The following is a 22,754-nucleotide window of genomic DNA, read 5'->3' on the forward strand; positions in this document are numbered from 1 at the left end:
TCACAGCACCGCGTTCTGGAAATCGAACTCCAGGCCGCTGCCGGCCTGGTGCACCAGGTTGCCCTGGATGAAGTCGATCCCGCTCATCCACAGCGTCGCCGCGGCCTGCGGATTCTCGACCTGCTGGCCGATCACCAGCAGGCCCTGGCGATGCGCGCGGTCGATCGCCTCGCGCATCTCGTCGCGCACGGCCTGCTCGGCGACGCCGGCGGAGTAGTACGCCGCCAGCCGCACGTAGCTCAGCGGCAACTGGGCGAGCAGCGAGTCGGCTTCCCCGTTGGTCCGGTAGCCCGACAGGCACAGCTGGACGCCGGCCGGCTGCACGGCGGCGCCGAACTCCTGCAGCGATACGGCGTGCACCAGCGCATCGTCCTGGCGCACGTCGACGACCAGGTCGGCGCCGTCGAGGCCGTACGCGCCGAGCCCGTCGAGCAGGCGCGCGGCGTGGCCGTCGCGGCCCAGGCTGCGCGGCGACTGCGAGACGAACAGCCGCACCCGCCGGCCGAGGCGGCGCTGCCGGTCGAGCATGTCCAGCGCGAGGTCGAGCACGCGGCGGTCGATCTCGTGCAGCAGGCCTGCGTCCTCGGCCACCGGCAGCACTTCGCCGGCCGGCAGCAGCTGGCCCTGGTCGTCGCGCAAGCGCAGCAGGGTCTGGAACTGCGCGTCCTGGCCGCCGGAGACCGCCACGATCGGCTGGTAGGCCAGCTCCAGCCGGTCCTCGGCGACGGCGCGCGCGACCAGGTCGGCGAGGCCGGCGTCGGCCGCGTCCGCGGCCGGCGGCGGGGTGTAGACCGCGATGCCCAGCGGGTCGAGCCGGGCATCGCGCAACGCGCGTTCGGCGGCCGCCAGCGCGCTGCCGGCATCGTCGAAGGCGCCGGGCAGCGGCAGCGCGCCCACCCGCGCGCGCACGCGCAGCGTCTCGTTGCCGGCCTGGACGGGATCGCGGGCCAGTCCGTCGCGCAGCGCGCGGGCGTCGTCGAGCGGATCGGCCGGCGCCTCCTGGGCCAGGACCAGGAAGGTGATGTCGTTGAGGCGGGCGCAGGCGCGCGCGCCGCACAGCTCGGCGACCCGCCTGGAGGCTGCGCGCAGCAGCACGTCCAGTCCCGCGTAGCCGATGCGGTCGCGCAGCGCGACCACGCCTTCGATCTCGAGCAGGAACAGCGCGCCCGGGCGGCGCGCGGACACCGTCTCGGCCAGGCGCAGCAGCATGGGCTCGCGGGCGAGCAGGCCGGCCGCCGGCGCCGCGGCGGCGGGGGCGGGGGCCTGGCGATGCGCGGCGCGGGCGCGGCGGATGCGGTTGTCCACCGCGGCCAGCAGGTGCCGCGGGCGCACCGGCTTGCTGAGGAAGTCGTCGGCACCGATCTCCAGCACCTCGAACTGCCGCTCCGGGTCCGGGTCGCCGGTCAGGAACACGATCGGGACCTGCGAGAACGCGCCGTGGCGGCGGATCATCATGGTCAGCTCGACGCCGTCCAGCGACGGCATGTGCAGGTCCATCAGCACCAGATCGGGGCGGAAGCCCTCCAGGGTCTGCATCGCGAGGTCCGGGTCGGCCACCACCTGGGTCTGCATCCCGGCGCCGGCGAGGATGCTCTCGGCGAACAGCGCCTGGCTGGGATCGTCCTCGACGATCATCACCCGGAACGGCGGCTCGGCGGCGTCGTCGGCGGGCGCCCGCGACGAGGCCGCGGCGGCGATCTCGGCGCGGGCGCGGCCGGCCTCGTCGTCGTCGGTGGCGGCCACCGGCGGCGGCGCGTCGGCGGCCCAGCGGCGCCAGTAATGCGCCGGCGGAAACTCCGCGCGCAGGATGTCGTCTGCGGTCCCCATCGTTCGACTCTGCCCCGATCCCGTACTGCAGGCAACTCGCCCGCCCGACCGGCACCGCGGATTCGGCGCCGCGGCGGAGTATGCCGGAGCCGGCGCCGAGGGTCCGTGCGCGGGCGCCCGTTCGCGCCCCTGGCTCAGCCCGAGGCGTCGGGCCGCGCCCGGCGGCCGCGCCCGGACAGCTTGCGCCACAGCCACCACAGCGCCCCGGCGCCCAGCGCGGCCAGGCTTAGCACCACGGCCAGCGCCAGCCAGGGGTGGGTGAAGGCCAGCGCTAGCGCGCCGACCGCGACTGCGTCCTCGCCGACCGACGCGGTCCAGTTGCTCAGCGGCTCCGGCGACAGGTTGAGCAGGGCCCGCGACCCGCTCTTGAGGACGTGGCTGGTCAAGGCCACGCCGGCGCCGGTGGCGAGCATGCCGGCGCCCAGTTCGCCGTCCGGCGACAGCGCGGCGGCGGCGAGGAACGCGCCGGCCGGCACCCGCGCCAGCGTCTGCAGCAGGTCCCAGCCCGAATCGACCCCGGGGATCTTGTCGGCGAAGAACTCCACCGCCGCCAGCACGGCGGACACGCCCAGCACCCAGGGCGACTGCGTCGCCTCCAGCGCCGGCGGCAGATCGACCCAGCCCATCGCGCCGGCCAGGCCCAGGCCGAACACGGTCAGGTAGGCGCGGATGCCGGCCAGCCAGGCCAGTAGGACCCCGATCGCGAACAGGTGTGCCTCGGACATGGCGCTCTCCGGCCAGGGCGTGCGCGCCGGAGTATACGCAGGCGCCGTCGGAGCCCGCCTGCACGCTTCACCGGCTTGAACGTCGCCCGACCCGCCGTCGCCGGGGTTTCTTGACCCGTTCACGGACGCTCGCTATACCGGACCGATGAACGACAGCCTCCCTCCGCGGCAGGAGCCCGCCGTTCCCCCCGTCGCCGCCGATCCCGCCCGAGCCGCCGCGGCCGGGGCGGAGCCGCCGCCCGCGGACGCGGCCGCGCGCACGCCGTGGCCGCTGGTGCTGATCGCGGTCGTGGCGCTCAGCCTGCTGTTCGGCGCCTGGGGCCTGTGGACGGTGCTCTCGTCCGCCGGCGCCGGCGCGGACCCGGGCGAGCGCCTGGCCCAGCTCGAGCAGGAAGTCACCACCCTGGCCCGCTCCGACCAGATCAGCCGCGAGGCGAACCTGCAGTTGCAGGGTGCGCTGGCCGAGCGCGACGAGGAGATCGCCGGCCTGCGCGCGGACCTGGCCTTCTACGAACGCTTCGTCGGCGCCACCGCGCAGCGGCGCGGGCTGACCGTGCACGAGCTGAAGCTCGCGCCCGGCGGTGGCCAGGTCTGGCACGCGACCGCCACCCTCACCCAGAACCTCAACCGCGGCGAGCCCAGCGAAGGCGAACTGCGCCTGCTGGTGGAGGGCACCCTGGACGGGCGGCTGCAGCAACTGGACTGGAACGCCCTGCGCCAGCGCGAGGACGCGCCGCCGCTGCCGTACTCCTTCAAGTACTTCCAGCAGGTGGAGGGCGACATCGTGCTGCCGGCCGGGTTCACCCCCACGCGCATCACCGCCCGCCTGCAGCCGCGCGGCGGATCGCCGGTAGAACAGTCGTTCGCCTGGAGCGATGCGACAGGGCGTTCCGCGCCGGATGCTTGAAGCGGCGCGGCGCGCCCCCCATCCTGTGCGCCATGGAACCGATGCCGCTCCCGCAAGCGCCCGACTATCAGCAGCTTTCGCGCCCGCTCGACTTCACCGCCGCGGCCGCGGCCAAGGTGCGCGAGCTGATCCACGGCGAGGGCAATCCGGCGCTCAAGCTGCGCGTGTACATCCAGGGCGGCGGCTGCTCGGGCTTCCAGTACGGCTTCGAGTTCGACGAGGACCGGGCCGAGGACGACCTGGCGATCGAGACCGACGGGGTCACCCTGCTGGTGGACCCGCTGAGCCTGCAGTACCTGATGGGCGCCTCGGTGGACTACGTGGAGAGCCTGCACGGCGCCCAGTTCACCATCCGCAACCCGAACGCCAAGACCACCTGCGGCTGCGGCAGCAGCTTCGCGGTCTGAGCGGCGCCGCCCGGCGCGGGCGACACGCCGCCGAACGCTTCAGCGCCTACACTCCGGTTCCCGCGCTTCGCGCGCGCGCCGATCCGGACCGATGACTGGCACCGCGCCCTCCGCCGATTCCGCTCCCCCGTACGCCTTCGTGGCGGCCCCCCTCGACCGTGCCGAGCACCTGCGATCGCGGCCCGAGGCGCTGGCGCGCCTGTGGCGCGATGCCCGCTGCATCGTCGTGGATGCCGAGGGGCAGGCGCTGACGGATGCGCGCGGCGAGGCCTGGGCGCCCGCGTCCGGCGAGCGGCCCGCGCTCGACGCGGCCGATCCGGTGTTCCTGGGCGTGGACGCGGCGGCGCGCGGCTGGTTCGCGCTGGCGGCCGAGGTCCTGCCGGTCGGCGCCGACGCGCCGCGCATCGACCTGCGCACCGCCGCCGCGCAGTGGCCGGCGCTGGAGGCCACCGCCTTCGCCCAGGCCCGCGCGGTGCTGCACTGGCGCCGCCGCCACCGCCACTGCGGCGCCTGCGGCGCGCCGCTGCGCTACGCCCGCGCCGGCTGGCTGGGCCAATGCCCGGCCTGCGGGGTGGAGCACTACCCGCGCACCGATCCTGCGGTGATCGTGGCGGTCTCCGACGGCGAGCGCTTGCTGCTGGGGCGGCAGGCCGGCTGGCCGCCGCGGCGCTGGTCGGTGCTGGCCGGCTTCGTCGAGCCGGGCGAGACGCTGGAGCAGACCATCGCCCGCGAGGTCTGGGAGGAATCGGGGGTGCGGGTGCGCCACGCGCGCTACCTGGGCTCGCAGCCGTGGCCGTTTCCGTCCTCGCTGATGCTGGGCTTCGAGGCCCTGGCCGAGCCGGACCCGCCGCAGGTCAACGACGACGAACTCGAGGACGCGCGCTGGTTCGACCGCGACGAGATCGGCCACGCACTGGCCGGCACCGGCGGCGACGACGGCATCCTGCTGTCGCCGCGGATCTCGATCTCGCGCTGGCTGATCGCGCACTGGTACCGCCACGGCGCGTTCTCGCCATAGGCGGGCGTCGAGCGGAGGCGCTGGGCTGCATCGACATTCAGCGCGCGAAAGAGGCCTTCCCTTCCCCCGCAAGCGGGGGAAGGTGCCGAAGGCGGATGGGGGCACGCCGCAGGCCCCGCTTGTGGGAGAAGGGACGGCTTCGGCGCTGTCGATACGCCCTAGGCCGCGTCGCCGCGCAGCGCGCGTACCTGCGCCTCCAGCGAGGCCGCGGTGGCTTCGGTGCCGGGCACCGGCGCGGCGGCGAGCACCTCGACCGGGGCGCGGAAGCGGCGCGGCATGCGCATGCGGCGCAGGCGCGAGTCGTGGCGGCTCCACATGCTGGTCCACATGTTGCGCAGCGCCATCGGCACCACCGGCACCGGGCGGCGGGCGAGGATGCGCTCCACGCCGCTGCGGAACGGCGCGATCTCGCCGTCGGCGGTGAGCCGGCCCTCGGGGAAGATGCAGACCAGCTCGCCCTCGGCCAGCGCTGCGTCGATGGCGTCGAACGCGCGCCGCATCAGCTCCGGGTCTTCCTTCTCCGGCGCGATCGGGATCGCCTTGGCGGTGCGGAAGATCCAGCGCAGCACCGGGATGTCGAAGATGCGGTGGTACATCACGAAGCGCACCGGCCGCGGGATGCTGGCCGACAGGATCAGCGCGTCCATGTAGCTGACGTGGTTGCACACCAGCAGCGCCGGTCCCTCGTCGGGCACGTGCGCCTCGATGCCGTGCAGCCGCAGCCGGTACAGCGCGCGCACCAGCAGCCAGCTGAGGAAGCGCATCAGGAACTCGGGCACGATGGCGAAGATCCAGATCGCGACCAGCGTGTTGGCGATGGCCAGGGCCAGGAACAGCTCGGGGATGCTCCAGCCCAGCAGGCGCTGGGTGGCGATGCCCACCAGCGCGGCGGTGACGATGAACACCGAGTTCTGGATGTTCATGCCGGCGATGACGCGCGCCAGTTCGTGCTTGGGCGTGCGGCTCTGGATCAGCGCGAACAGCGGCACCACGAAGAAGCCGGTGAACAGGCCGATGCCGGTGAGGTCGAACATGATCCGCGCGCTGCCGGGCTGGCGCACGAACTCCAGGACGCCCAGGCCCGCGGCCAGCGCGTCGCCGGGGCGGGCGAAGTAGAGGTCCAGCAGGAAGGCGCTGACGCCGAACGCGCCGAACGGCACCAGGCCGATCTCCACCGTGCGCGCGGACAGCTTCTCGCACAGCAGCGAGCCCACGCCCACGCCGACCGAGAACAGCGCCAGGGCGAAGATGTAGAGCGCCTGCGCGCCGCCCAGGTGCAGCTCGGCGTAGGTCGGCAGCTGCGCGGTGAGCACGGTGCCGATGAACCAGAACCACGACACGCCCAGGATGGCGTTGCGCACCGCGAGCTGGCGGCGCGCGAGCCGGAACACCGCCACCGATTCCGGGAACGGGTTCCAGCGCACCTTCAGCTCGGGCGCGCCGGCGCCGACCTTCGGGATCATGCGCGCGGCGACATTGCCGGCCACCGCCAGCGCGATGACCGAGAACGCCGCAGCCTCCGGCCCGTGCTCGCCTGCGACCTGGAAGATCAGGCCGCCGTAGATCATGCCGACCAGGATCGACAGCGAGGTGCCCATCTCGACCAGGCCGTTGCCGCCGGTCAGTTCCTCGGGCTTGAGCACCGAGGGCAGGATGGAGTACTTGACCGGCCCGAACAGGGTCGCCTGCACGCCCATCGCGAACAGCGCCACCAGCAGCACCGGCAGGTTCTCGGTCGCGAAGCCGACCGCAGCCACCAGCATGATGCCGATCTCCATCGCGGTGGTGACCACGATCAGGCGCTGCTTTTCCATCCGCTCGGCGATCTGCCCGGCCAGGCCCGAGAACAGGAAGTAGGGCAGGATGAACAGCGCCGGCGCGAGGTTGGTGTAGAGCGTGCGCTGCGCGCTGTCGATGCCGAGGAAGAACAGCAGGCCGATGATGGCCTGGCGGTAGACGTTGTCGTTGAAGGCGCCCAGCGCCTGCACGGCGAAATAGGGCAGGAAGCGCCGCTGGCGCAACAGGGCGAACTGGGTGTGGCCGGCCATGCGGGCTCCTGTGCGGATGCGCGGAGCCTAGCAGGCGGGCCCGCCAGCGCTCAAAGGCCGCTGGGGTTCAGGCTTCGCGCAGGCGCATGTCGGCGCGGGAGAACGCGAAGACGCGGCTGCGCAGCAGCGGCGCGACCGCCTCCGGCCGCTCGTACAGGCGCTGCCGGCAGGTCTCCTCCGGCAGTTCGAGCAAGCGCGCCTCGGCGTGGTCGCCGTCCAGCCGGACCAGGCCCACGCCGTGGCGGCGGGTCTGCGCGTAGCGCACCGCCGGGTTGCCGCCGGCGATCAGCGCGTCGAGCGCGGCGGCCAGGCGCCGCGTGGCGTCCTGCTGCGGGCCGTCGCCCTGGGCGCTGTGCGCGATGATGGCGCCGAGCGTCTGCGAGGACACCGCCGGCACGGTGAACTCCACCGTGGCGTCGCTGTGCTGGGTGGCGAAGCCGGCGTGGATGTCGCCCGACAGCAGGATCGTGCCGCCGGCGGGATCGAAGGCCTCGGCGAGCAGGCGCCGGCGCTCGGCGGGGAAGCCGTCCCAGTGGTCGAGATTGAGATAGACGCGGTGCCGCATCGGCTCCGGCGCCCGCACCTCGGGATGCGCGAGGTCGAGCACCAGCGAGGTGAACGAGACCGAGCTGGCGACGACCTTGAAGCGCGCGTCGCTGTCGCGCAGGCGGCCGGCCAGCCAGTCGCGCTGGGCGGGATCGTAGGGCGATTCGGGGCCGTCGAGCGCGCGCAGGGCAGCGAACAGGTCGAAGCTCTCCTGCACCACGATGTAGCGCGCGCCGAGATCGGCGAAGGAGCGGGTCTTGCCCAGCGCCAGCCAGGGCAGGCCGAGCGGCAGCCCGTCGGGCGCGGGCGCCTCCAGCCTGGCCCCGGCCGGCGCGGCCGCGTTCCAGGCGTCCAGCAGCCGCGCCAGTACCGGCAGCGCGATCGGGCCGGCGGCGAGCGCGTCGGCGCGCGCCGCGGCCCGCGCCGGGTCGAGGCCGGCCTCGGCGCCCTCGCGCAGCAGCGCGGCCCGCACCGCCGGGCGCAGCGGCGCCCGCGCCGGCTCGGCGAGGTCCACGTAGGGCATCAGCGCGGGCCGGACCTGCGCCGGGTCCAGGCCCAGGCGCGGCAGCCGCGCCTGCAGCGCGTTCGCGTCGTAGGCCAGCGCGCCCGGGAACGCGTCCTCGGGAATGGCGTGGTCGGGGCGCGCGCTGCGGTAGTCGGTCAGCAGCAGGTCCAGCGCCTTGCCGAAGCGCAGCCCGCGCCACAGTTGCACGTGCGGGAACAGGCGCTCGCGTCCGACCGGCAGCAGGCCCTGGCCGCCGGCGCCGGCGGCGTCGGCCAGTTCGAGATCGACCGGCATGTACTCGAAGTAGGCCTGCTCGGCGTTGCGGCGGCGCTCGCGGTCGCGCTCGTCGCGCAGGCCGTCGCGGTAGGTGGCCACGTCCTGCCAGCAGTCGTCGGAGAACTCGTGGTCGTCCCAGATCGCCACCAGCGGCGCGCGTTCCAGCAGCGCCTGCAGCACCGGGTCGCCGCGGACGCTGCGGTGCAGCTGGCGATAGTTGTCCAGGCTGTGCGCGGCGTAGTAGCGCTGGCCGCCGCGCTCCAGCGCGATCGCGCCCTCGAGGTCGTCGAAGGCGATCGCGCGCTCGCCGCCCTGCTCCTGGAACTGCGGGTCGCCGGCGGTCTCGTAGATGAAGTCGCCCAGGTGCAGGACGAAGTCCAGGTCCTCGTCGAGCAGCGGCAGCAGGGTGTTGTACCAGCGGCCGCCGTAGTCCTGGCAGCTCATGAAGGCGAAGCGCACCGGTACGTCGGCGTCGGGCGCCGGCGCGGTGCGGGTGCGCCCCACCGGCGAGGACACCGTGCCGTCGCGCGGGTCGTCGAGCAGGAAGCGGTAGCGGTAGCCGGTGCCCGGCGCCAGGCCCTCCACGCGCACCTTCAGGCAGCCGTCGCTGCCTTCGGGCACCGGCAATTCGCGGTCCACGCGCAGGCGGGCGAAGCCGGCGTCCTCGGCGACCTGCAGGCGCACGCGGCGCGCCGGCGCCGCCAGCCGCGTCCATAGCAGCACGCGGTCCGGGCGCGGATCGCCGGAGGCCACCGATTGCGGGAAGTGCGCGCGCGAGACCGTGGGCGCCGCGCCTGCGCGCAGCGGCGGCAGCAGCGGTGCGGCGGCCGCGACGACCAGGGCCTGGAGGAAGCGGCGGCGATCGGGCGAGTGCATCGTGTCCGGCTCCTGGCGTGCGGCGAAGCAGGCACGCTAGGCCGCCCAGATGACCGTTTCTTGTCCGCCGCGCGCGTCCGCGTCACGGTCATCGCGCTGTCACCGCGGCATCACCCGCGCGCAATCGCCGCCGCCGAGGCTGTTCCTTTCGCTCCCGGAGGGAACCCTCGCCATGCCTTGCCGCGTCCATCCGCTCGTGCCGGCGCTGCTCGCCGGTCTCGCCGTCCTGGCGGCCGCGCCGCGCGCCGCGGCCCAGGTGACGGCCTCGCCGCAGCAGCTGGACACCATCGTGGTGACCGCGCAGAAGCGCGAGCAGCAGGTGCACGACGTGCCGATCGCGATCAGCGCGTACTCGGGCGAGTTCCTCGACGACCTCGGCATCGACGGCTTCGAGCAGCTCGGCCATTACGTGCCGGGCCTGCAGACCCAGGTGCAGAGCCCGAACAATCCCGGCTTCGTGATCCGCGGCATCACCTCCGACAGCGGCGACGCCACCAGCGAGCCGCGCGTGTCGGTGTTCCAGGACGGCGTGTCGATCAGCCGCTCGCGCGGCTCGGTGGTGGAGCTGTTCGACATGGAGCGCGTGGAGGTGCTGCGCGGCCCGCAGGGCACGCTGTTCGGCCGCGGCGCGCAGATCGGCGCGATCCACCTGATCCAGAACAAGGCGCGCAACGCCTCCGAGGGCGGATTCCGCTTCGGCTTCGGCAACCAAGACGAGACCTACCTCACCGGCCACGCCAACGCGCCGCTGGTCGACGATCGCCTGTACGGCCGCTTCGCGGTGTTCCACCAGCGCCGCGACGGCAGCGTGGACAACCTCTCCGGCGGCGCGCTCAACGGCCGCGATACCCAGGCCTTCCGCGGCGCGCTGCGGCTGGACCTGGGCGAGACCGGCGGCCTCGACCTGATCCTCAACCACCAGCAGGACACGCCGCCGGGCACCGCCTTCCGCAGCGGCGTGATCCCCACCCGGCAGGGCCGCACCGACTTCTGGGACGCGCCGGCCGATCTCAACCGCGGCCGCGCGCTGGGCCTGGACCGCACCGTCGACAGCGCGACCCTGCTGGGCGAATTCCGCCTCAACGACGACTGGAGCCTGTCCACCATCACCGGCTGGCGCCGCTTCGATTCCACCGAGGAGTTCGACGCCGACGGCTCCCAGGCCGACCTGCTGGAGTTCGCCGAGATCGCGCGCGGGCGGCAGTTCAGCCAGGAAGTGCGCTTCCAGTACGACGCCGGCGGCCGTTTCCGCGGCTTCGCCGGCGCCAGCCTGTTCGACGAATCCGGCGCGCAGCGGGTGCCCTTCGCCACCGACGAGCGCAGCCTCTACGCGCTGCTGTCGCCGCGGTTGTCGGCCGCGGTCGGCGGGCTGCTGCCGGTGGTGCCGCTGCTCAATCCCGACGGCACGCCCAACACCGGCCTGGCGGCGGTGCCGATCCATCCGGCGCTGCAGCAGATGCTCGGGCTGCCGGCGCTGCTGCCGCTCAAGCCGGTCCACACCGAGGAATACGCCAACCACGGCGACGTGCAGGCGCTGGAGGTGTTCGCCGACGGCACCTGGTCGATGACCGACCGCTTCGACCTCACCCTCGGCCTGCGCTACACCCGCGAGAAGGTCGAGTCCGGCTACGAGGCGCTCCACCACGGCACCCCGAGCGTGCTGGGCCTGTTCCTGCCGTCGTTCCCGGACAGCGTGGCGTTCCCCAACGCGCTGTTCCCGGTCACCGACGGCCGCCTGACCGCCTCGGACACCTTCTCGTCCGCGGTCGGGCGCGCGGTGGCCAACTACCGCTTCACCCCGGATCTCAACGGCTACGCCAGCGTCTCGCGCGGGCGCCGCCCGGACCTGCTGCAGTACAACGACGGCGCGATGGAGCAGGTGCCCGCCGAGATCGTGTGGAGCTACGAGCTGGGCCTGAAGGGCACGGCCGCCGGCGGCCGCTTCGTCTACGACCTGGCGGCCTACTACTACGACTACAGCAACTTCCAGGCCCAGGTCGCCAATCCGCCGGGGACGCTTCCGCTGTTCGTGACCACCAACGGCGGCAACGCCCACGCGACCGGCTTCGAGGCCTCGCTGATGCAGCGCTTCGGCGAGCGGCTGACCGGCTTCCTCAACTACGGCTGGATCGATGCGTCCTTCAACGCCGTGGACGACGACGGCAAGCCGCAGGCGCTGGCCGGCAACCGTTTCCGGCTGACGCCCGAACACACCGTGGCCCTGGGCCTGGACTGGCGCAGCCCGGTGGGCGGCGGCCACGAGCTGTACGTGCGGCCGAACTACAGCTGGCGCTCGAAGGTGTACTTCGAGGACGACAACGCGCCGGGCATCGCCCAGGACGCGTATGGTCTGCTGAACCTCAACGTGGGCGTGCGGCTGGCCAACGGCTGGGACGTGCAGGCCTACGCCCACAATCTCGCCGACGAGGAGTACCTGATCGATGCGGGCAACACCGGCATGCAGTTCGGCATTCCCACCTACGTCCCCGGTTCGCCGCGGCTGTACGGCGTGCGGTTCGCCCGCGACTTCTGACCACGCGTTCGCGATCCTGCTGAGCATCGCCGCCGGGGTCCTGGCCGCGGCGATGGCGCTGCCCGCCGCCGCCGCGGGACCGGAGGCGCGGCTGGCGCCCGGCGTGCGCGAGGCGATCCGCGCCTCCGCGCGCGGCCCGGCGGTGATCGCGCATCGCGGCGCCAGCGCGCGCTTGCCCGAGCACACCCTGGCCGCCTACGAACGCGCGATCGCCGACGGCGCCGACTTCGTCGAGCCGGACCTGGTGATGACCCGCGACGGCGTGCTGGTGGCGCGCCACGAGAACGAGATCGGCGAGACCACCGACGTCGCCGCGCATCCCGAGTTCGCCGCGCGCCGCACCGTGCGCCGCGTGGACGATGCCGAGGTCGAGGGCTGGTTCGTCGAGGATTTCACCCTGGAGGAACTGCGCCGGCTGCGCGCGCGCGAACGCCTGCCCGAGTTGCGCGGCACCGCGCACGACGGCCGCTATCCGGTGCCCACCTTCGACGAGATCGTCGCGGCGGTGGCCGCGGCGTCGGAGCGCAGCGGCCGGACGATCGGCATCGTCCCGGAGATCAAGCACTCCAGCCATTTCCACGCCCGCGGGCTCGATCCCGAGGCGGCGCTGATGGCGTCGCTGCGGGCGCACGATTACACCCGCAGCGCCCCGGTCGGCGTGCAGTCGTTCGAGATCGGCAACCTGCGGCGCCTGCGCGCGCTGCTCGACGAGGCGGGCCTGCGCAACGTGTTCCTGGCGCAGTTGATCGGCGCCCCGGAGGCCTCGCCGCACGACCGCGTGCTGGCCGGCGCGCCGCGGCCCTACCTGCAGATGCTCACGCCCGAGGGCCTGGCCAAGATCGCCGGCTACGCCGACGTGCTCGCGCCGCACCTGCGCTACGTGCTGCCGGTCGACGACGCCGGCGCGCTGGCGGCGCCGACGCCGCTGGTGGCGGCCGCGCACGCGGCCGGACTGGCGGTGCACGTGTGGACGCTGCGCCCCGAGGACCCGTTCCTGCCGCCGGCGCTGCGATGCGGGGGCGCCGCGCCGCGCTGCGAGGCCGGCGCCCGCGCCGAGGCCCGGGCCTTCGCCGAGGCCGGCGTCGACGCGCTGTTCGGCGACGATCCCGGGCTGCTGCGCGAGGCGCTGCGGCCGCCGCCGGCCGATTGACCGCCCGCGCCGGCACCGGGGCGCGCGCAACGGCCGGCCTATTCGGTCGGCTCGGTCGCGACCGCGCGCATGGCGAGGTAGCGGCGTTCCAGTTCCTGGCGGATCTCGCGACGCTGCCGGCCCTGCTCGAAACGCCGCCGCTCCTCGGCGGTGCGCGGCTCTCGGGGCGGGACCGGCGTCGGCCGGCCCTGTTCGTCCACCGCGACCATGGTGAAGAAGCAGCTGTTGGTATGCCGCACCGCGCGGGCGCGGATGTCCTCGGTGACCACCTTGATCCCGACCTCCATCGAGGTGCGCCCGGTGTAGTTGACCGAGGCGAGGAAGGTGACCAGCTCGCCGACGTGGACCGGCTCGCGGAAGGTCACCTGGTCCACCGACAGGGTGACCACGTAGCGGCCGGCGTAGCGGCTGGCGCACGCGTAGGCCACCTCGTCGAGCGTCTTGAGCAGGGTGCCGCCGTGGACGTTGCCGGAGAAGTTGGCCATGTCGGGCGTCATCAGCAGCGACATGGTGAGCTGGGCGTTGCCTGGGATCATGGCGTGGCGACCGGTTCGGGCGGGGAGGGCGCGCGCAGGAAATCGACGAATGCGCGCAGCTTCGGCGGCAGGTGCTCGCGGGCGGGATAGTAGACGTAGAGCCCCTCGAACGGCGGCGTGTAGTCCTGCAGCAGCCGCACCAGCCGGCCGGCGGCGAGGTCCTCCTCGACCTCCAGCAGCAGCGGCTGCGCCAGCGCCAGCCCGGCCAGCGCCGCCTCCCGGGCCAGCGCGCCGTTGTTGACGATCAGCCGCCCGCTCACCTCGACGCCGATGTCGCGCCCGTCCTGGGTGAACTCCCAGGGGTGGATGCGCCCGCTGCCCATGCGGCGGAAGCGCACGCACTCCAGCCCGGCGAGCGCCTGCGGCGTGCGCGGCGCCGGGTGCCGCGCCAGCCAGTCCGGCGAGGCGACCACGGCCAGTTCCTGCGGCGGCCCGATCGGCAGCGCCACCATGTCGCGCGCCAGGCATTCGCCCAGCCGGATGCCGGCATCGAAGCCGCCGCCGACCAGGTCGGCCAGGCCGTCGTCGGCGTACAGCTCCAGCGCGATCCGCGGGTAGCGCGCCTGGAACGCCGCCAGCCGCGGCAGCACCAGCCGTGTCGCCACGGCCTGGGCGAGATTGATGCGCAGCAGGCCGCTGGGCGTGCCGCGCGCGGAATCGAGGTCGTCGAAGGCGTCTTCGATCTGCGCCAGCCCCGGCAGCACGCGGTCGAGGAAGCGTGCGCCGTGCTCGGTCAACGCCACGCGCCGGGTGGTGCGGTTGAGCAGGCGCACGCCCAGTTCGCGCTCGAGCGCGCGCACCGTCTGCGACAGCGCCGACGGCGAGACGCCGAGTTCGGCCGCGGCGCGGGTGAAGCTGCCGTGGTGGGCGACGCGGGCGAATGCCGCCACGGCGCCCAGGGGGCGGGTGTCCATGCTGCGGGGCGGGCGCGGCCCGTCGGCTGGGGTGGGTTTCGCAGCATAGCGAACCGGCGCCGGTCGCCGCTGCGACCTCCCGACGCCGCGTTCGCGCCCGGGATTGTGCAGCACGGCTTCAGACGCGATGTCGGATCCGGGGATTTTTCGCGACGGGCCAGGGCCCTAGAGTGGCGCCTTCGCCGGATGAAGAGGACGAAGGCCGCCCCGGACGCCGACCCGCCCCCTGTCCCCTCCGTCCCCGCGCCGGCCGGGTGTCGCATCGTCGCCCTCGACCGCCGCGCGCCGCGTTCCTCCGCGCGCCATGCGCGTATCCCCCGTTCCGTTCTTTCCCCCAAGGAGACATGCACGATGCAGACCCGTACCCTCGGCCGCAACGGCCCCCAGGTTTCCGCCCTCGGCCTCGGCTGCATGGGCATGAGCGCCTTCTACGGCGGCCGCGAGAGCGACGCCGAATCGATCGCGGTGATCCACCACGCGCTGGACGCCGGCGTGAACTTCCTCGACACCGCCGACATGTACGGCCCGCACACCAACGAGGTGCTGGTCGGCCGCGCGATCGCCGGCCGCCGCGACGAGGTGTTCCTGGCCACCAAGTTCGGCATCCGGCTCGATCCGGACGATCCGCACGCGCGCGGCGTCGACGGCCGGCCGGAGTACGTCGCCGCCGCCTGCGAGGCCAGCCTGCGGCGGCTGGACGTGGAGACCATCGACCTCTACTACCAGCACCGGGTCGATCCGCAGGTGCCGATCGAGGACACCGTGGGCGCGATGGCGCGGCTGGTGGAGCAGGGCAAGGTGCGCCATCTCGGCCTGTCGGAAGCCTCCGCCGAGACCCTGCGCCGCGCCCACGCCGTGCATCCCATCACCGCGCTGCAGAGCGAATACTCGCTGTGGTCGCGCGATCCCGAAACCGACGGCACCCTCGACGCCTGCCGCGAGCTCGGCATCGGCTTCGTGCCGTACTCGCCGCTCGGCCGCGGGTTCCTGACCGGCGCGATCCGCAGCCCCGACGACTTCGAGCCCGACGACTACCGCCGCCACTCGCCGCGTTTCCAGGGCGAGAACTTCGCCCGCAACCTCGCCCTGGTCGAGCAGGTGCGGGCCCTCGCGCAGGACCGCGGCGTCGCCCCCGGCCAGCTCGCGCTGGCGTGGGTGCTGGCGCAGGGCGAGGACCTGGTGCCGATCCCCGGCACCAAGCGCATCCGCTACCTCGACGAGAACCTCGGCGCGCTCGACGTCCGGCTGACCCGCGACGAGCTCGACCGCATCGACGCGATCTTCCCGCCCGACGCCGCCGCCGGCACCCGCTACACCCGCGAGCAGATGGGCATGGTGAACCGCTGACCCGGTCGGGGCTCAGCCCCGCTCGCGCCCGATCGCACGCCAGCCGATGTCGCGGCGGTGGAACTCGCCGGGCCAGGAAATGCCGGCGACCGCGGCGTAGGCGCGGCGCTGGGCGTCGGCCACGCTGTCGCCCAGCGCGCACACGCACAGCACGCGGCCGCCGGCGGTGACCACCTGGCCGCCTTCGAGGCGGGTGCCGGCGTGGAAGACCCGGGTGCGGTCCGGCTCGGGCACGTCCCAGGTGTTGATGGCATCGCCCAGCCGCGGCCGGGCCGGGTAGCCCTCGGCGGCCATCACCACCCCCAGCGAGGGGCGCGGGTCCCACTGCGCCTCCACCTCGTGCAGGCGGCCGTCGATCGCCGCGTCCACCAGGTCGGCTAGGTCCGACTGCAGGCGCAGCATGATCGGCTGCGTCTCCGGGTCGCCGAAGCGGACGTTGAACTCGATCACCTTCGGCGCGCCGCTGCGGTCGATCATCAGCCCGGCGTAGAGGAAGCCCGTGAACGGAATGCCGTCGGCGGCCATGCCGGCCACGGTGGGCTCGATCACCTCGCGCAGGATGCGCTCGTGCACCTCGGGGGTGACCACGGGGGCCGGCGAGTAGGCGCCCATGCCGCCGGTGTTGGGGCCGGTGTCGCCGTCGCCCACGCGCTTGTGGTCCTGGCTGGTGGCCATCGGCAGCGCGGTGCGGCCATCGACCATGGCGATGAAGCTGGCTTCCTCGCCGTCCAGGAACTCCTCGATCACCACCCGCGCGCCGGCGGCGCCGAAGGCGTGGTCGGCCAGCATGTCGCGGATGGCGGCCTCGGCCTCGGCCAGGGTGGCGGCGACGATCACGCCCTTGCCCGCGGCCAGGCCGTCGGCCTTGATCACGATCGGCGCGCCGCGCTGGCGCACGTACTGCAGCGCCTCGTCGGCCCGGGTGTGCACCGCGTAGTGCGCGGTGGGGATGCCGTGGCGGGCCAGGAAGTCCTTGGCGAAGGCCTTGCTGCCTTCCAGCTGCGCGGCCGCGGCGCTCGGGCCGAAGATGCGCAGGCCGACCGCGCGGAAGCGGTCCACCACGCCGGCCACCAGCGGCGCCTCGGGGCCGACCACGGTGAACGCCACGCCCTCGCGGCGCGCCAGCGCCAGCAGGCCGTCGAGATCGGCGGCGTCCACGGACGCGTTGCGGCAGCCGGACTCGCTGGCGGTGCCGGCGTTGCCGGGCGCGACGATCACCTCGTCCACCCGCGGCGACTGCGCCAGCTTCCAGGCCAGCGCGTGCTCGCGGCCGCCGGAACCGATGACCAATACTTTCATAGCGAGATCTCCGAAGGGGGCTGGGAGCGCCAGGCCGGGGCCCGTAGTGTGTGCAGCGAACTTCGGGAAGGATGCCGGCGCAGCCGGGATCAATGCCGGAAGTGGCGCACGCCGGTGAACACCATCGCGATGCCGTGCTCGTCGGCGGCGGCGATCACCTCGGCGTCGCGCATCGAGCCGCCGGGCTGGATCACCGCCTGGATGCCGGCCTCGGCGGCGGCGTCGATGCCGTCGCGGAACGGGAAGAAGGCGTCGCTGGCCATCACCGAGCCTTCCACGCGCAGGTGCGCGTCGGCGGCCTTGATCCCGGCGATGCGCGCCGAATAGACGCGGCTCATCTGCCCGGCGCCGACGCCGATGGTGCGCTGGTCCTTGGCGTAGACGATGGCGTTGGACTTGACGTACTTGGCCACCTTCCACGCGAACAGCAGGTCGGCGATCTGCGCCTCGTCGGGCGCGCGCGCGGTGACCACCTTCAGCTCGTCGCGGCCGACCGTGCGCGCGTCGGGGGTCTGCAGCAGCAGGCCGGAGCCGACGCGCCGGCTGTCGATGCCGTAGGCGCCGTCGCCGGCCGGGATGCGCAGCACGCGCACGTTGGCCTTCTTCTTCGCGCAGGCGAGCGCCTCGGGCGCGTAGTCCGGGGCGATCAGTACCTCGACGAACTGGCGGTCGAGGATCGCCTGCGCGGTGGCGCCGTCGAGGGGGCGGTTGAAGGCGATGATGCCGCCGAAGGCGCTGGTCGGGTCGGTGGCGTAGGCCAGCTCGTAGGCATCGCCGCAGGCCACGCCCACCGCCACGCCGCAGGGGTTGGCGTGCTTGACGATGACGCAGGCCGGCGCGTCGAACTGGCGCACGCATTCCCAGGCCGCGTCGGCGTCGGCGATGTTGTTGAACGAGAGTTCCTTGCCCTGCAACTGGGCGAAGGTCGCCAGCGTGCCGGGGGTCGGGTACAGGTCGCGATAGAACGCCGCGGCCTGGTGCGGGTTCTCGCCGTAGCGCAGGTCCATGACCTTCACGAAGGTCGAGTTCATCTGCGCCGGGAAGCGCGCGCGCTCGGGCACGTCGGCCGAAGGATCGGCGACGGCCGACAGGTAGTTGCCGATCGCCGCATCGTACTGGGCGACGCGGTTGAACGCGGCCACCGACAGCGCGAAACGCGTGGCCGCCGACAGCTTGCCGCCGTTCGCCGCCAGCTCCTCGAGCAGTCCGGCGTACTGCGCCGGCGAGGTCGCCACCGCGACGCGGGCGAAGTTCTTCGCCGCCGAGCGCAGCATCGCCGGGCCGCCGATGTCGATGTTCTCCACCGCCTCGGCGAGGGTGCAGTCGGCGCGCGCGGTGACGTCCTCGAACGGATAGAGGTTGAGCACCAGCAGGTCGATCGGTGCGATGCCGTGCTCGGCCATCACTGCGTCGTCCACGCCGGCGCGGCCGAGCAGGCCGCCGTGCACGACCGGGTGCAGGGTCTTGACCCGGCCGTCCATCATTTCCGGGAAGCCGGTGGCCTCGGCGACGTCGGTCACCGCCAGCCCGGCCTCGCGGATCGCCCGCGCGGTGCCGCCGGTGGACAGCAGCTCGACGCCGTGCGCGGCCAGCGCGCGGGCGAGGTCGACCAGGCCGGTCTTGTCGGAAACGGAAAGCAGCGCCCGGCGCACGGGCAGGAGATCGGCGGACATCGGCAGACGCGGGCAGCGGGCGGGGCCGTATTGTAGCGGCGCGTCCGCCGAGGCACGGAATCGCGCGCGGCCGACGCCGCGCGCACGCCTACTCGGGCGCGGTCAGCCCGTAGTCGCGCAGCTTCTTGCGCAGGGTGGCGCGGTGGATGCCCAGCATCGCCGCGGCGCGGCTCTGGTTGCCCTCGCAGTGGTTGAGCACTTCCACGAACAGCGGGATCTCGAGCTCGCGCAGCGCGACCTCGTACAGGTTGCTGGCGCCGCTGCCGTTGAGATCGCCGATGTAGCGGCGCACCGAATTGGCGACGTGGTCGCGCAGCGGCGTGCGCTGGCTGGCGCGCGTAGGCGGATCGGAGCGTTCGGCGGCGTTCAAGGTCCTTCCCGCGGAGACATGACGGCGGCCCGGCGCCGGGTCGCCACCGCCTCCCCGGCGTGCGGACCCGTGACGGGGGGAGCGAGTCTAGCGCGCGGCCCGACGCAGTCCAAGCGCGTGCGGACCCCAGGAACGTCGGGGGGCGCGGCGTTCGCGCTGCGCGCCGGCCGGCGTCAGCCGAAGTCGAAGTTGAATGCGACCGCGTGCGGCGACGGCTCCACGATGTCGAAACCGACGCGGGCGCTCTGGCCCGGCGCCAGGGTGTCGGGCGCACCGGCCGGACGGTATTCCTCCGGCGCGAACCAGCGCGCGGCCAGCGGCCGGCCCTCGGCATCGGACAGGGTGAGCGACAGCATCGGCCAGGCCTGCGCGCGCGCGGCGTCGTTGCGCAGCGTGGCGGCCACCCGCAACTGCCCGGGGCGATCGGGGTGCGGGCGCACGTCGCGCTGCAGCAGCGCGATGGCGCCGGGCTCGCGCCAGGCCGGCAACGTGCAGCGGGCGACCGTGCAGGCCGCCGCGACCCACGGCCGCCAGGCCGGGTCCGCGGCCAGCCGCGCACGGTCGGCCAGCAGCAACTGCGTGCCGAGCGCGAGCAGCAGCAGCGGGATCGCGATCGCCATCGCCAGCCGCTCGCGCGGCGCCGCGGGCGCGGTGCCGCCGCGCGGCCGCAGGAAGCTCGGCGCGGACCGTGCGGGCGTCGGCGCGGCGACAGGGCGCGGCGATGGGGGAGGCACGGGGCCGGGGGGCGGCGGCGTCGCGGCGTTTCCCGCCGCGTGCGCGCCTGCGGCAGGCGGCGCGGGCGCGGGGCGAGGCGCCTGCGCGTCCGTGGCCTTCGCCGCCGGGGCGGGGGCGAGGATGGGGCGCGGCGTCGCGGTCGGCTGCGGTGCCGGCGCCTCGGCCGTGGCCGGCCGGGCGCGCAGCGGCACGAAGCGCGGCCCGGGCGCGCCGGGCGAGGCGATGGGGGGCGCCGGCGCGGGCGTCTCCGGCGGCGATCGCGCCGGCGGCGCGCTCCCGGCGGCGGGCGCCGCCGCGCGCAGCGCGTGGCTGCAGTACGGGCAGCGCTCCGGCGGCAGGTCGGTGACCAGGTCGGTGGCGACCAGGGCGCTGCAGCCCGGGCAGTTGACGAACATCGCGCGATCCCCCTGCGGCGCGGCCGGCGGCGGAAGCTCGCGATCTCCGCGAGGCGCCCGGCGGCGCGAGGACGCTATTCAATCACGCCGGCGCACGCCCTCGATGCGAACCCAGTCACCTTCGTGGGCGACGGCCAGCGCCTCGAACCAGGGCCGGTAGCGTCGCAGCAGTTCCTCCTGCTGGCCGTCCAGGATGCCGGACAGCGCCAGCCGCCCGCCGGGCGCCACGCGCGCGGCGATCGTCTCGGCCAGCGCATCGAGGGCGGCGGCGAGGATGTTGGCCACCACCACCGGGTAGGCGCCGGCGGGCGCCTCCGCGGGCAGCGAGACCGTCAGCCGCTCGCCGACGGCGTTGCGCGCGGCGTTGTCCAGGCTCGCCGCCAGCGCCTGCGGATCGTTGTCGATGCCCAGCGCGCGCGACGCGCCGAGCTTCAGCGCCGCCAGCGCCAGGATGCCGCTGCCGCAGCCGTAGTCGAGCACCGCGCGGTCCTGCAGTTCGCCGCGCGCGGCCAGGCCGTCCAGCCACTGCAGGCACAGCGCGGTGGTCGGGTGGGTGCCGGAGCCGAACGCGAGGCCGGGGTCGAGCCGCACCACCGCGGCCTCGGCGCTGTCGGCGCCCTCGGGCAGCTCGCAGTTCCAGGGCACGATCCAGGTGCGCTCGCCGAAACGCAGCGGCGCGTACTGGTCCATCCAGGCGCGCGCCCAGTCCTGGTCCTCGACCTTGCGGAACGCGGCGCGGCTCCAGTCCAGCGCCGGGTCGAACGCGTCCAGCGAGGCCAGCAGCAGCAGCGGGTCGGCGTCGTGCGGGAACAGGGCATTGAGCACCAGCGTCCGCCACAGCGGCGTCTCGCCGACCCCGGGCTCCAGGATCGCGCGTTCGTGGCCGCTGTCGGCGTCGGCATCCAGCAGGGTGACCGCCAGCGCGCCGACGTCCTCGAGCGCGCGCTCGTAGCGCGGCTGTTCGTCCTCGGTGCAGGTCAGGGAGAGCTCGAGATAGGGCATGGGGCGCGGTCCGGCGGCGGGGCCGGCATCTTGGGCCCGGCCCGGGCCGGGGTAAAGGGCGCCGACGGCCGCGCGATGGCGTACCATGCCGCGCGAGGGCCCGGCGCGCGGCGCGCGCGGGGCGAGCGAGGAGGCGAGGACGATGCGCGGCGGAACGTGCTGATGGGCGGCATCGCGCTCAAGGGCGGCCGCGCATCCGATGCAGGCATGACCGGCATGGTACGGATCGCGGCGGTGGCGGTGCTGGCCCTGGCGGGCGCGGCCGTCTGGCTGCGCGTGCAGGCCCTGGGCGATACCGGCGCGGCGCGCCTGGCCCCGGCGCCCGTGGCGGCGGTCGCCGAGGCGCCTGCGGCGACCGCGTCGCCGGCCCCGCCCGCCACGGCGGCCGCGGCGCCGGACGCGCCCGGCGAGGTCGCGGCGCGCCGCCGGCTGGCGATGCCGGCCGCCGGCCGTTCCGAGGCGCTGCGGCAGGCCTTCGAGCGCGATCCCGATCTGCACGCGCTCTCGCGCGTCCTGGCGCCGGCGGCGCAGGCCGGCGATCCGGAGGCGCTGTGGACGCTCAGCCGCATCCACGACTACTGCGCGGGCTTCGCCGCCTCGCCGGCCGGCTATGCGCGCGACAGCGCGCTGCTGGACGGGCTCGGCGTGCCGGGGGCCACCGCCATGTCGCGCTCGCGCGGCCGCGTCGCCCAGCGTTGCCAGGGGTTCGCGGCGACCGATGCGATCACCGTCTCGAGCATCCTGCGCCAGCGCCAGGCGGCCGCCGAGGCCGGGCATCTCGCCGCCGAGGCCAGCCTGCTGGCGATGGGCGCGCCGCTGGAGGACAGCCCGGCCTACCGGCGCGACCTGGCCCGGCGCGTGCGCGATTCGGGCGATCCGGATGCGATCTCGGCGCTGTCGTCGGGCATGGGCGTGGCCGCCAGCGGCGACCGCGCCTACGACGGCCTGGTCGCGGGCACCCAGTTCGCGGAGCTGGCCTGGCGGATCGCCGGCTGCCGCGCCGGGCTCGATTGCGGCCCGGACAGCGCGCTGATGACGACGTACTGCGCCGACGGCGGCATCTGTTCGCAGGATCCGGCGCAGGATTTCGAGAGTTTCGTGTACGACGCCGCCGTTCCGCGGCAGGGGGCGGAGGTGGTCGGGCGCATGGTCGACGCGCTGTTGCAGGGCGGGTCGGAGAGGACGGAGCGATGAGGCAGACAGGCAGCAGGTGGCCGCGCAAGCTGCGGCGGGTGTTCTGGATCGGGGCGTTCGCCGTGTACTCGGTGACCGCGGCCGGGGTGATGATCGACGCGATCAGCGACAACTACCGCGAGCTGTCGCAGGTGGCGCAGACCACGGTGGACTCGCCCGACGAGATCCGCCGGCTGGGCGCGGCGCAGATCGCCGCGGTCTATCGCGCGCAGAGCGGCGCGCCGTTCGCCACCCTGCCGCCGGGCAGCACCTTCAAGGTGATCTGGCCCGACGGCTCCAGCGAGTACGTGATGGTGGTCAGCCAGGCCTCCAGCACCGGCATCCGCCCGATCCCCGGCACGCAGCGCCCGGCGCCCGACGACGTCCCGCCCTCCGGCCAGCTGCAGCTGCTGCCGGTGTCCGCCGAGCCGGCGCGCGGAGCGCCGCAACAGCAGCAACCGCGGTAGCGCGCCGGCGCCCGGCGCGCGCTGC

19 protein-coding genes are annotated in these 22,754 nt (G+C 74.3%); 8 read left to right on the top strand and 11 right to left on the bottom strand.

Annotation, left to right across the window (positions count from 1 at the left end; all coding sequences use genetic code 11):
* Together Z164_RS0102465 and Z164_RS0102470 are read right to left on the bottom strand one after the other, a co-directional pair.
* A complete protein-coding gene (locus tag Z164_RS0102465; protein WP_024889158.1) occupies positions 1-1,827 on the bottom strand; it encodes an EAL domain-containing protein in 1,827 nt (608 codons plus the stop codon).
* A gap of 134 nt (positions 1,828-1,961) precedes the next feature.
* Positions 1,962-2,552: a DUF4126 domain-containing protein gene (locus Z164_RS0102470; protein WP_024889159.1), complete on the bottom strand. Its 591-nt coding sequence runs from the start codon at positions 2,550-2,552 to the stop codon at positions 1,962-1,964.
* 145 nt (positions 2,553-2,697) lie between these two features.
* Between Z164_RS0102470 and Z164_RS19855 the strand changes: the two genes are divergently transcribed.
* The 3 genes from Z164_RS19855 (at position 2,698) to nudC (ending at position 4,884) form a co-directional block, all read left to right on the top strand.
* A complete protein-coding gene (locus tag Z164_RS19855; RefSeq protein ID WP_024889160.1) occupies positions 2,698-3,459 on the top strand; it encodes a DUF6776 family protein in 762 nt (253 codons plus the stop codon).
* A gap of 32 nt (positions 3,460-3,491) precedes the next feature.
* Positions 3,492-3,866 (top strand): iron-sulfur cluster insertion protein ErpA, encoded by a 375-nt coding sequence (erpA, locus tag Z164_RS0102480; RefSeq protein ID WP_024889161.1) that lies wholly within the window; start codon positions 3,492-3,494, stop codon positions 3,864-3,866.
* Between the two features lie 91 nt (positions 3,867-3,957).
* Positions 3,958-4,884 (top strand): NAD(+) diphosphatase, encoded by a 927-nt coding sequence (gene nudC / locus Z164_RS0102485; protein WP_024889162.1) that lies wholly within the window; start codon positions 3,958-3,960, stop codon positions 4,882-4,884.
* Positions 4,885-5,042: 158 nt separating this feature from the next.
* On the opposite strand, the gene Z164_RS0102490 is transcribed toward nudC, so the two are convergent.
* Together Z164_RS0102490 and Z164_RS0102495 are read right to left on the bottom strand one after the other, a co-directional pair.
* A complete protein-coding gene (locus Z164_RS0102490; RefSeq protein ID WP_024889163.1) occupies positions 5,043-6,932 on the bottom strand; it encodes an MFS transporter in 1,890 nt (629 codons plus the stop codon).
* Positions 6,933-6,999: 67 nt separating this feature from the next.
* A complete protein-coding gene (locus Z164_RS0102495) occupies positions 7,000-9,135 on the bottom strand; it encodes an alkaline phosphatase D family protein (protein WP_024889164.1) in 2,136 nt (711 codons plus the stop codon).
* A gap of 172 nt (positions 9,136-9,307) precedes the next feature.
* On the opposite strand from Z164_RS0102495, the gene Z164_RS0102500 reads away from it, so the two are divergent.
* Together Z164_RS0102500 and Z164_RS0102505 are read left to right on the top strand one after the other, a co-directional pair.
* On the top strand, positions 9,308-11,668 hold the full coding sequence (locus Z164_RS0102500) for a TonB-dependent receptor (RefSeq protein ID WP_024889165.1): 2,361 nt from the start codon (positions 9,308-9,310) through the stop codon (positions 11,666-11,668).
* A 52-nt stretch (positions 11,669-11,720) separates the two neighbouring features.
* A complete protein-coding gene (locus tag Z164_RS0102505) occupies positions 11,721-12,818 on the top strand; it encodes a glycerophosphodiester phosphodiesterase family protein (protein ID WP_024889166.1) in 1,098 nt (365 codons plus the stop codon).
* 38 nt (positions 12,819-12,856) lie between these two features.
* On the opposite strand, the gene Z164_RS0102510 is transcribed toward Z164_RS0102505, so the two are convergent.
* Both Z164_RS0102510 and Z164_RS0102515 read right to left on the bottom strand, forming a co-directional pair.
* On the bottom strand, positions 12,857-13,354 hold the full coding sequence (locus Z164_RS0102510; RefSeq protein WP_024889167.1) for an acyl-CoA thioesterase: 498 nt from the start codon (positions 13,352-13,354) through the stop codon (positions 12,857-12,859).
* The gene (locus Z164_RS0102515; protein ID WP_024889168.1) at positions 13,351-14,268 is read right to left on the bottom strand and encodes a LysR family transcriptional regulator; all 918 of its coding nucleotides are present in this window, start codon (positions 14,266-14,268) and stop codon (positions 13,351-13,353) included. Before Z164_RS0102515 ends, Z164_RS0102510 begins: the two co-directional genes overlap by 4 nt.
* A 351-nt stretch (positions 14,269-14,619) precedes the next feature.
* Between Z164_RS0102515 and Z164_RS0102520 the strand changes: the two genes are divergently transcribed.
* On the top strand, positions 14,620-15,615 hold the full coding sequence (locus Z164_RS0102520; protein ID WP_024889169.1) for an aldo/keto reductase: 996 nt from the start codon (positions 14,620-14,622) through the stop codon (positions 15,613-15,615).
* Positions 15,616-15,627: 12 nt separating this feature from the next.
* On the opposite strand, the gene purD is transcribed toward Z164_RS0102520, so the two are convergent.
* The 5 genes from purD to prmA form a co-directional block, all read right to left on the bottom strand.
* Positions 15,628-16,914 (bottom strand): phosphoribosylamine--glycine ligase, encoded by a 1,287-nt coding sequence (gene purD / locus Z164_RS0102525; RefSeq protein WP_024889170.1) that lies wholly within the window; start codon positions 16,912-16,914, stop codon positions 15,628-15,630.
* Positions 16,915-17,003: 89 nt separating this feature from the next.
* A complete protein-coding gene (purH, locus tag Z164_RS0102530) occupies positions 17,004-18,587 on the bottom strand; it encodes a bifunctional phosphoribosylaminoimidazolecarboxamide formyltransferase/IMP cyclohydrolase (RefSeq protein WP_024889171.1) in 1,584 nt (527 codons plus the stop codon).
* Positions 18,588-18,675: 88 nt separating this feature from the next.
* Complete coding sequence (gene fis, locus Z164_RS0102535; RefSeq protein WP_024889172.1) at positions 18,676-18,957, bottom strand: DNA-binding transcriptional regulator Fis; 282 nt, start codon at positions 18,955-18,957, stop codon at positions 18,676-18,678.
* Between the two features lie 173 nt (positions 18,958-19,130).
* Positions 19,131-20,087: a DUF3426 domain-containing protein gene (locus Z164_RS21645; RefSeq protein WP_024889173.1), complete on the bottom strand. Its 957-nt coding sequence runs from the start codon at positions 20,085-20,087 to the stop codon at positions 19,131-19,133.
* 78 nt (positions 20,088-20,165) lie between these two features.
* A complete protein-coding gene (prmA, locus tag Z164_RS0102545; RefSeq protein ID WP_024889174.1) occupies positions 20,166-21,089 on the bottom strand; it encodes a 50S ribosomal protein L11 methyltransferase in 924 nt (307 codons plus the stop codon).
* Positions 21,090-21,296: 207 nt separating this feature from the next.
* Here prmA and Z164_RS0102550 point away from each other — a divergent pair, with 207 nt between their 5' ends.
* Together Z164_RS0102550 and Z164_RS19865 are read left to right on the top strand one after the other, a co-directional pair.
* Positions 21,297-22,283: a hypothetical protein gene (locus Z164_RS0102550; protein ID WP_152540841.1), complete on the top strand. Its 987-nt coding sequence runs from the start codon at positions 21,297-21,299 to the stop codon at positions 22,281-22,283.
* Entirely contained in the window at positions 22,280-22,729 is a 450-nt protein-coding gene (locus tag Z164_RS19865; protein ID WP_024889176.1) for a hypothetical protein, read from the top strand. The genes Z164_RS0102550 and Z164_RS19865 overlap by 4 nt, the downstream gene beginning before the upstream one ends.
* The last annotated feature ends 25 nt before the right edge of the window (positions 22,730-22,754 follow it).

The organism is Luteimonas huabeiensis HB2, assembly GCF_000559025.1.
GTDB classification, from domain to species: Bacteria; Pseudomonadota; Gammaproteobacteria; order Xanthomonadales; family Xanthomonadaceae; genus Luteimonas; species Luteimonas huabeiensis.

Bases quoted from the DNA above. Each gene is read 5' to 3' on its own strand.
- Z164_RS0102465 (WP_024889158.1), bottom strand. From the start codon at position 1,827: ATGGGGACCGCAGACGACATCCTGCGCGCGGAGTTTCCGCCGGCGCAT.
- Z164_RS0102470 (WP_024889159.1), bottom strand. From the start codon at position 2,552: ATGTCCGAGGCACACCTGTTCGCGATCGGGGTCCTACTGGCCTGGCTG.
- Z164_RS19855 (WP_024889160.1), top strand. From the start codon at position 2,698: ATGAACGACAGCCTCCCTCCGCGGCAGGAGCCCGCCGTTCCCCCCGTC.
- erpA (WP_024889161.1), top strand. From the start codon at position 3,492: ATGGAACCGATGCCGCTCCCGCAAGCGCCCGACTATCAGCAGCTTTCG.
- nudC (WP_024889162.1), top strand. From the start codon at position 3,958: ATGACTGGCACCGCGCCCTCCGCCGATTCCGCTCCCCCGTACGCCTTC.
- Z164_RS0102490 (WP_024889163.1), bottom strand. From the start codon at position 6,932: ATGGCCGGCCACACCCAGTTCGCCCTGTTGCGCCAGCGGCGCTTCCTG.
- Z164_RS0102495 (WP_024889164.1), bottom strand. From the start codon at position 9,135: ATGCACTCGCCCGATCGCCGCCGCTTCCTCCAGGCCCTGGTCGTCGCG.
- Z164_RS0102500 (WP_024889165.1), top strand. From the start codon at position 9,308: ATGCCTTGCCGCGTCCATCCGCTCGTGCCGGCGCTGCTCGCCGGTCTC.
- Z164_RS0102505 (WP_024889166.1), top strand. From the start codon at position 11,721: ATGGCGCTGCCCGCCGCCGCCGCGGGACCGGAGGCGCGGCTGGCGCCC.
- Z164_RS0102510 (WP_024889167.1), bottom strand. From the start codon at position 13,354: ATGATCCCAGGCAACGCCCAGCTCACCATGTCGCTGCTGATGACGCCC.
- Z164_RS0102515 (WP_024889168.1), bottom strand. From the start codon at position 14,268: ATGGACACCCGCCCCCTGGGCGCCGTGGCGGCATTCGCCCGCGTCGCC.
- Z164_RS0102520 (WP_024889169.1), top strand. From the start codon at position 14,620: ATGCAGACCCGTACCCTCGGCCGCAACGGCCCCCAGGTTTCCGCCCTC.
- purD (WP_024889170.1), bottom strand. From the start codon at position 16,914: ATGAAAGTATTGGTCATCGGTTCCGGCGGCCGCGAGCACGCGCTGGCC.
- purH (WP_024889171.1), bottom strand. From the start codon at position 18,587: ATGTCCGCCGATCTCCTGCCCGTGCGCCGGGCGCTGCTTTCCGTTTCC.
- Z164_RS21645 (WP_024889173.1), bottom strand. From the start codon at position 20,087: ATGTTCGTCAACTGCCCGGGCTGCAGCGCCCTGGTCGCCACCGACCTG.
- prmA (WP_024889174.1), bottom strand. From the start codon at position 21,089: ATGCCCTATCTCGAGCTCTCCCTGACCTGCACCGAGGACGAACAGCCG.
- Z164_RS0102550 (WP_152540841.1), top strand. From the start codon at position 21,297: ATGACCGGCATGGTACGGATCGCGGCGGTGGCGGTGCTGGCCCTGGCG.
- Z164_RS19865 (WP_024889176.1), top strand. From the start codon at position 22,280: ATGAGGCAGACAGGCAGCAGGTGGCCGCGCAAGCTGCGGCGGGTGTTC.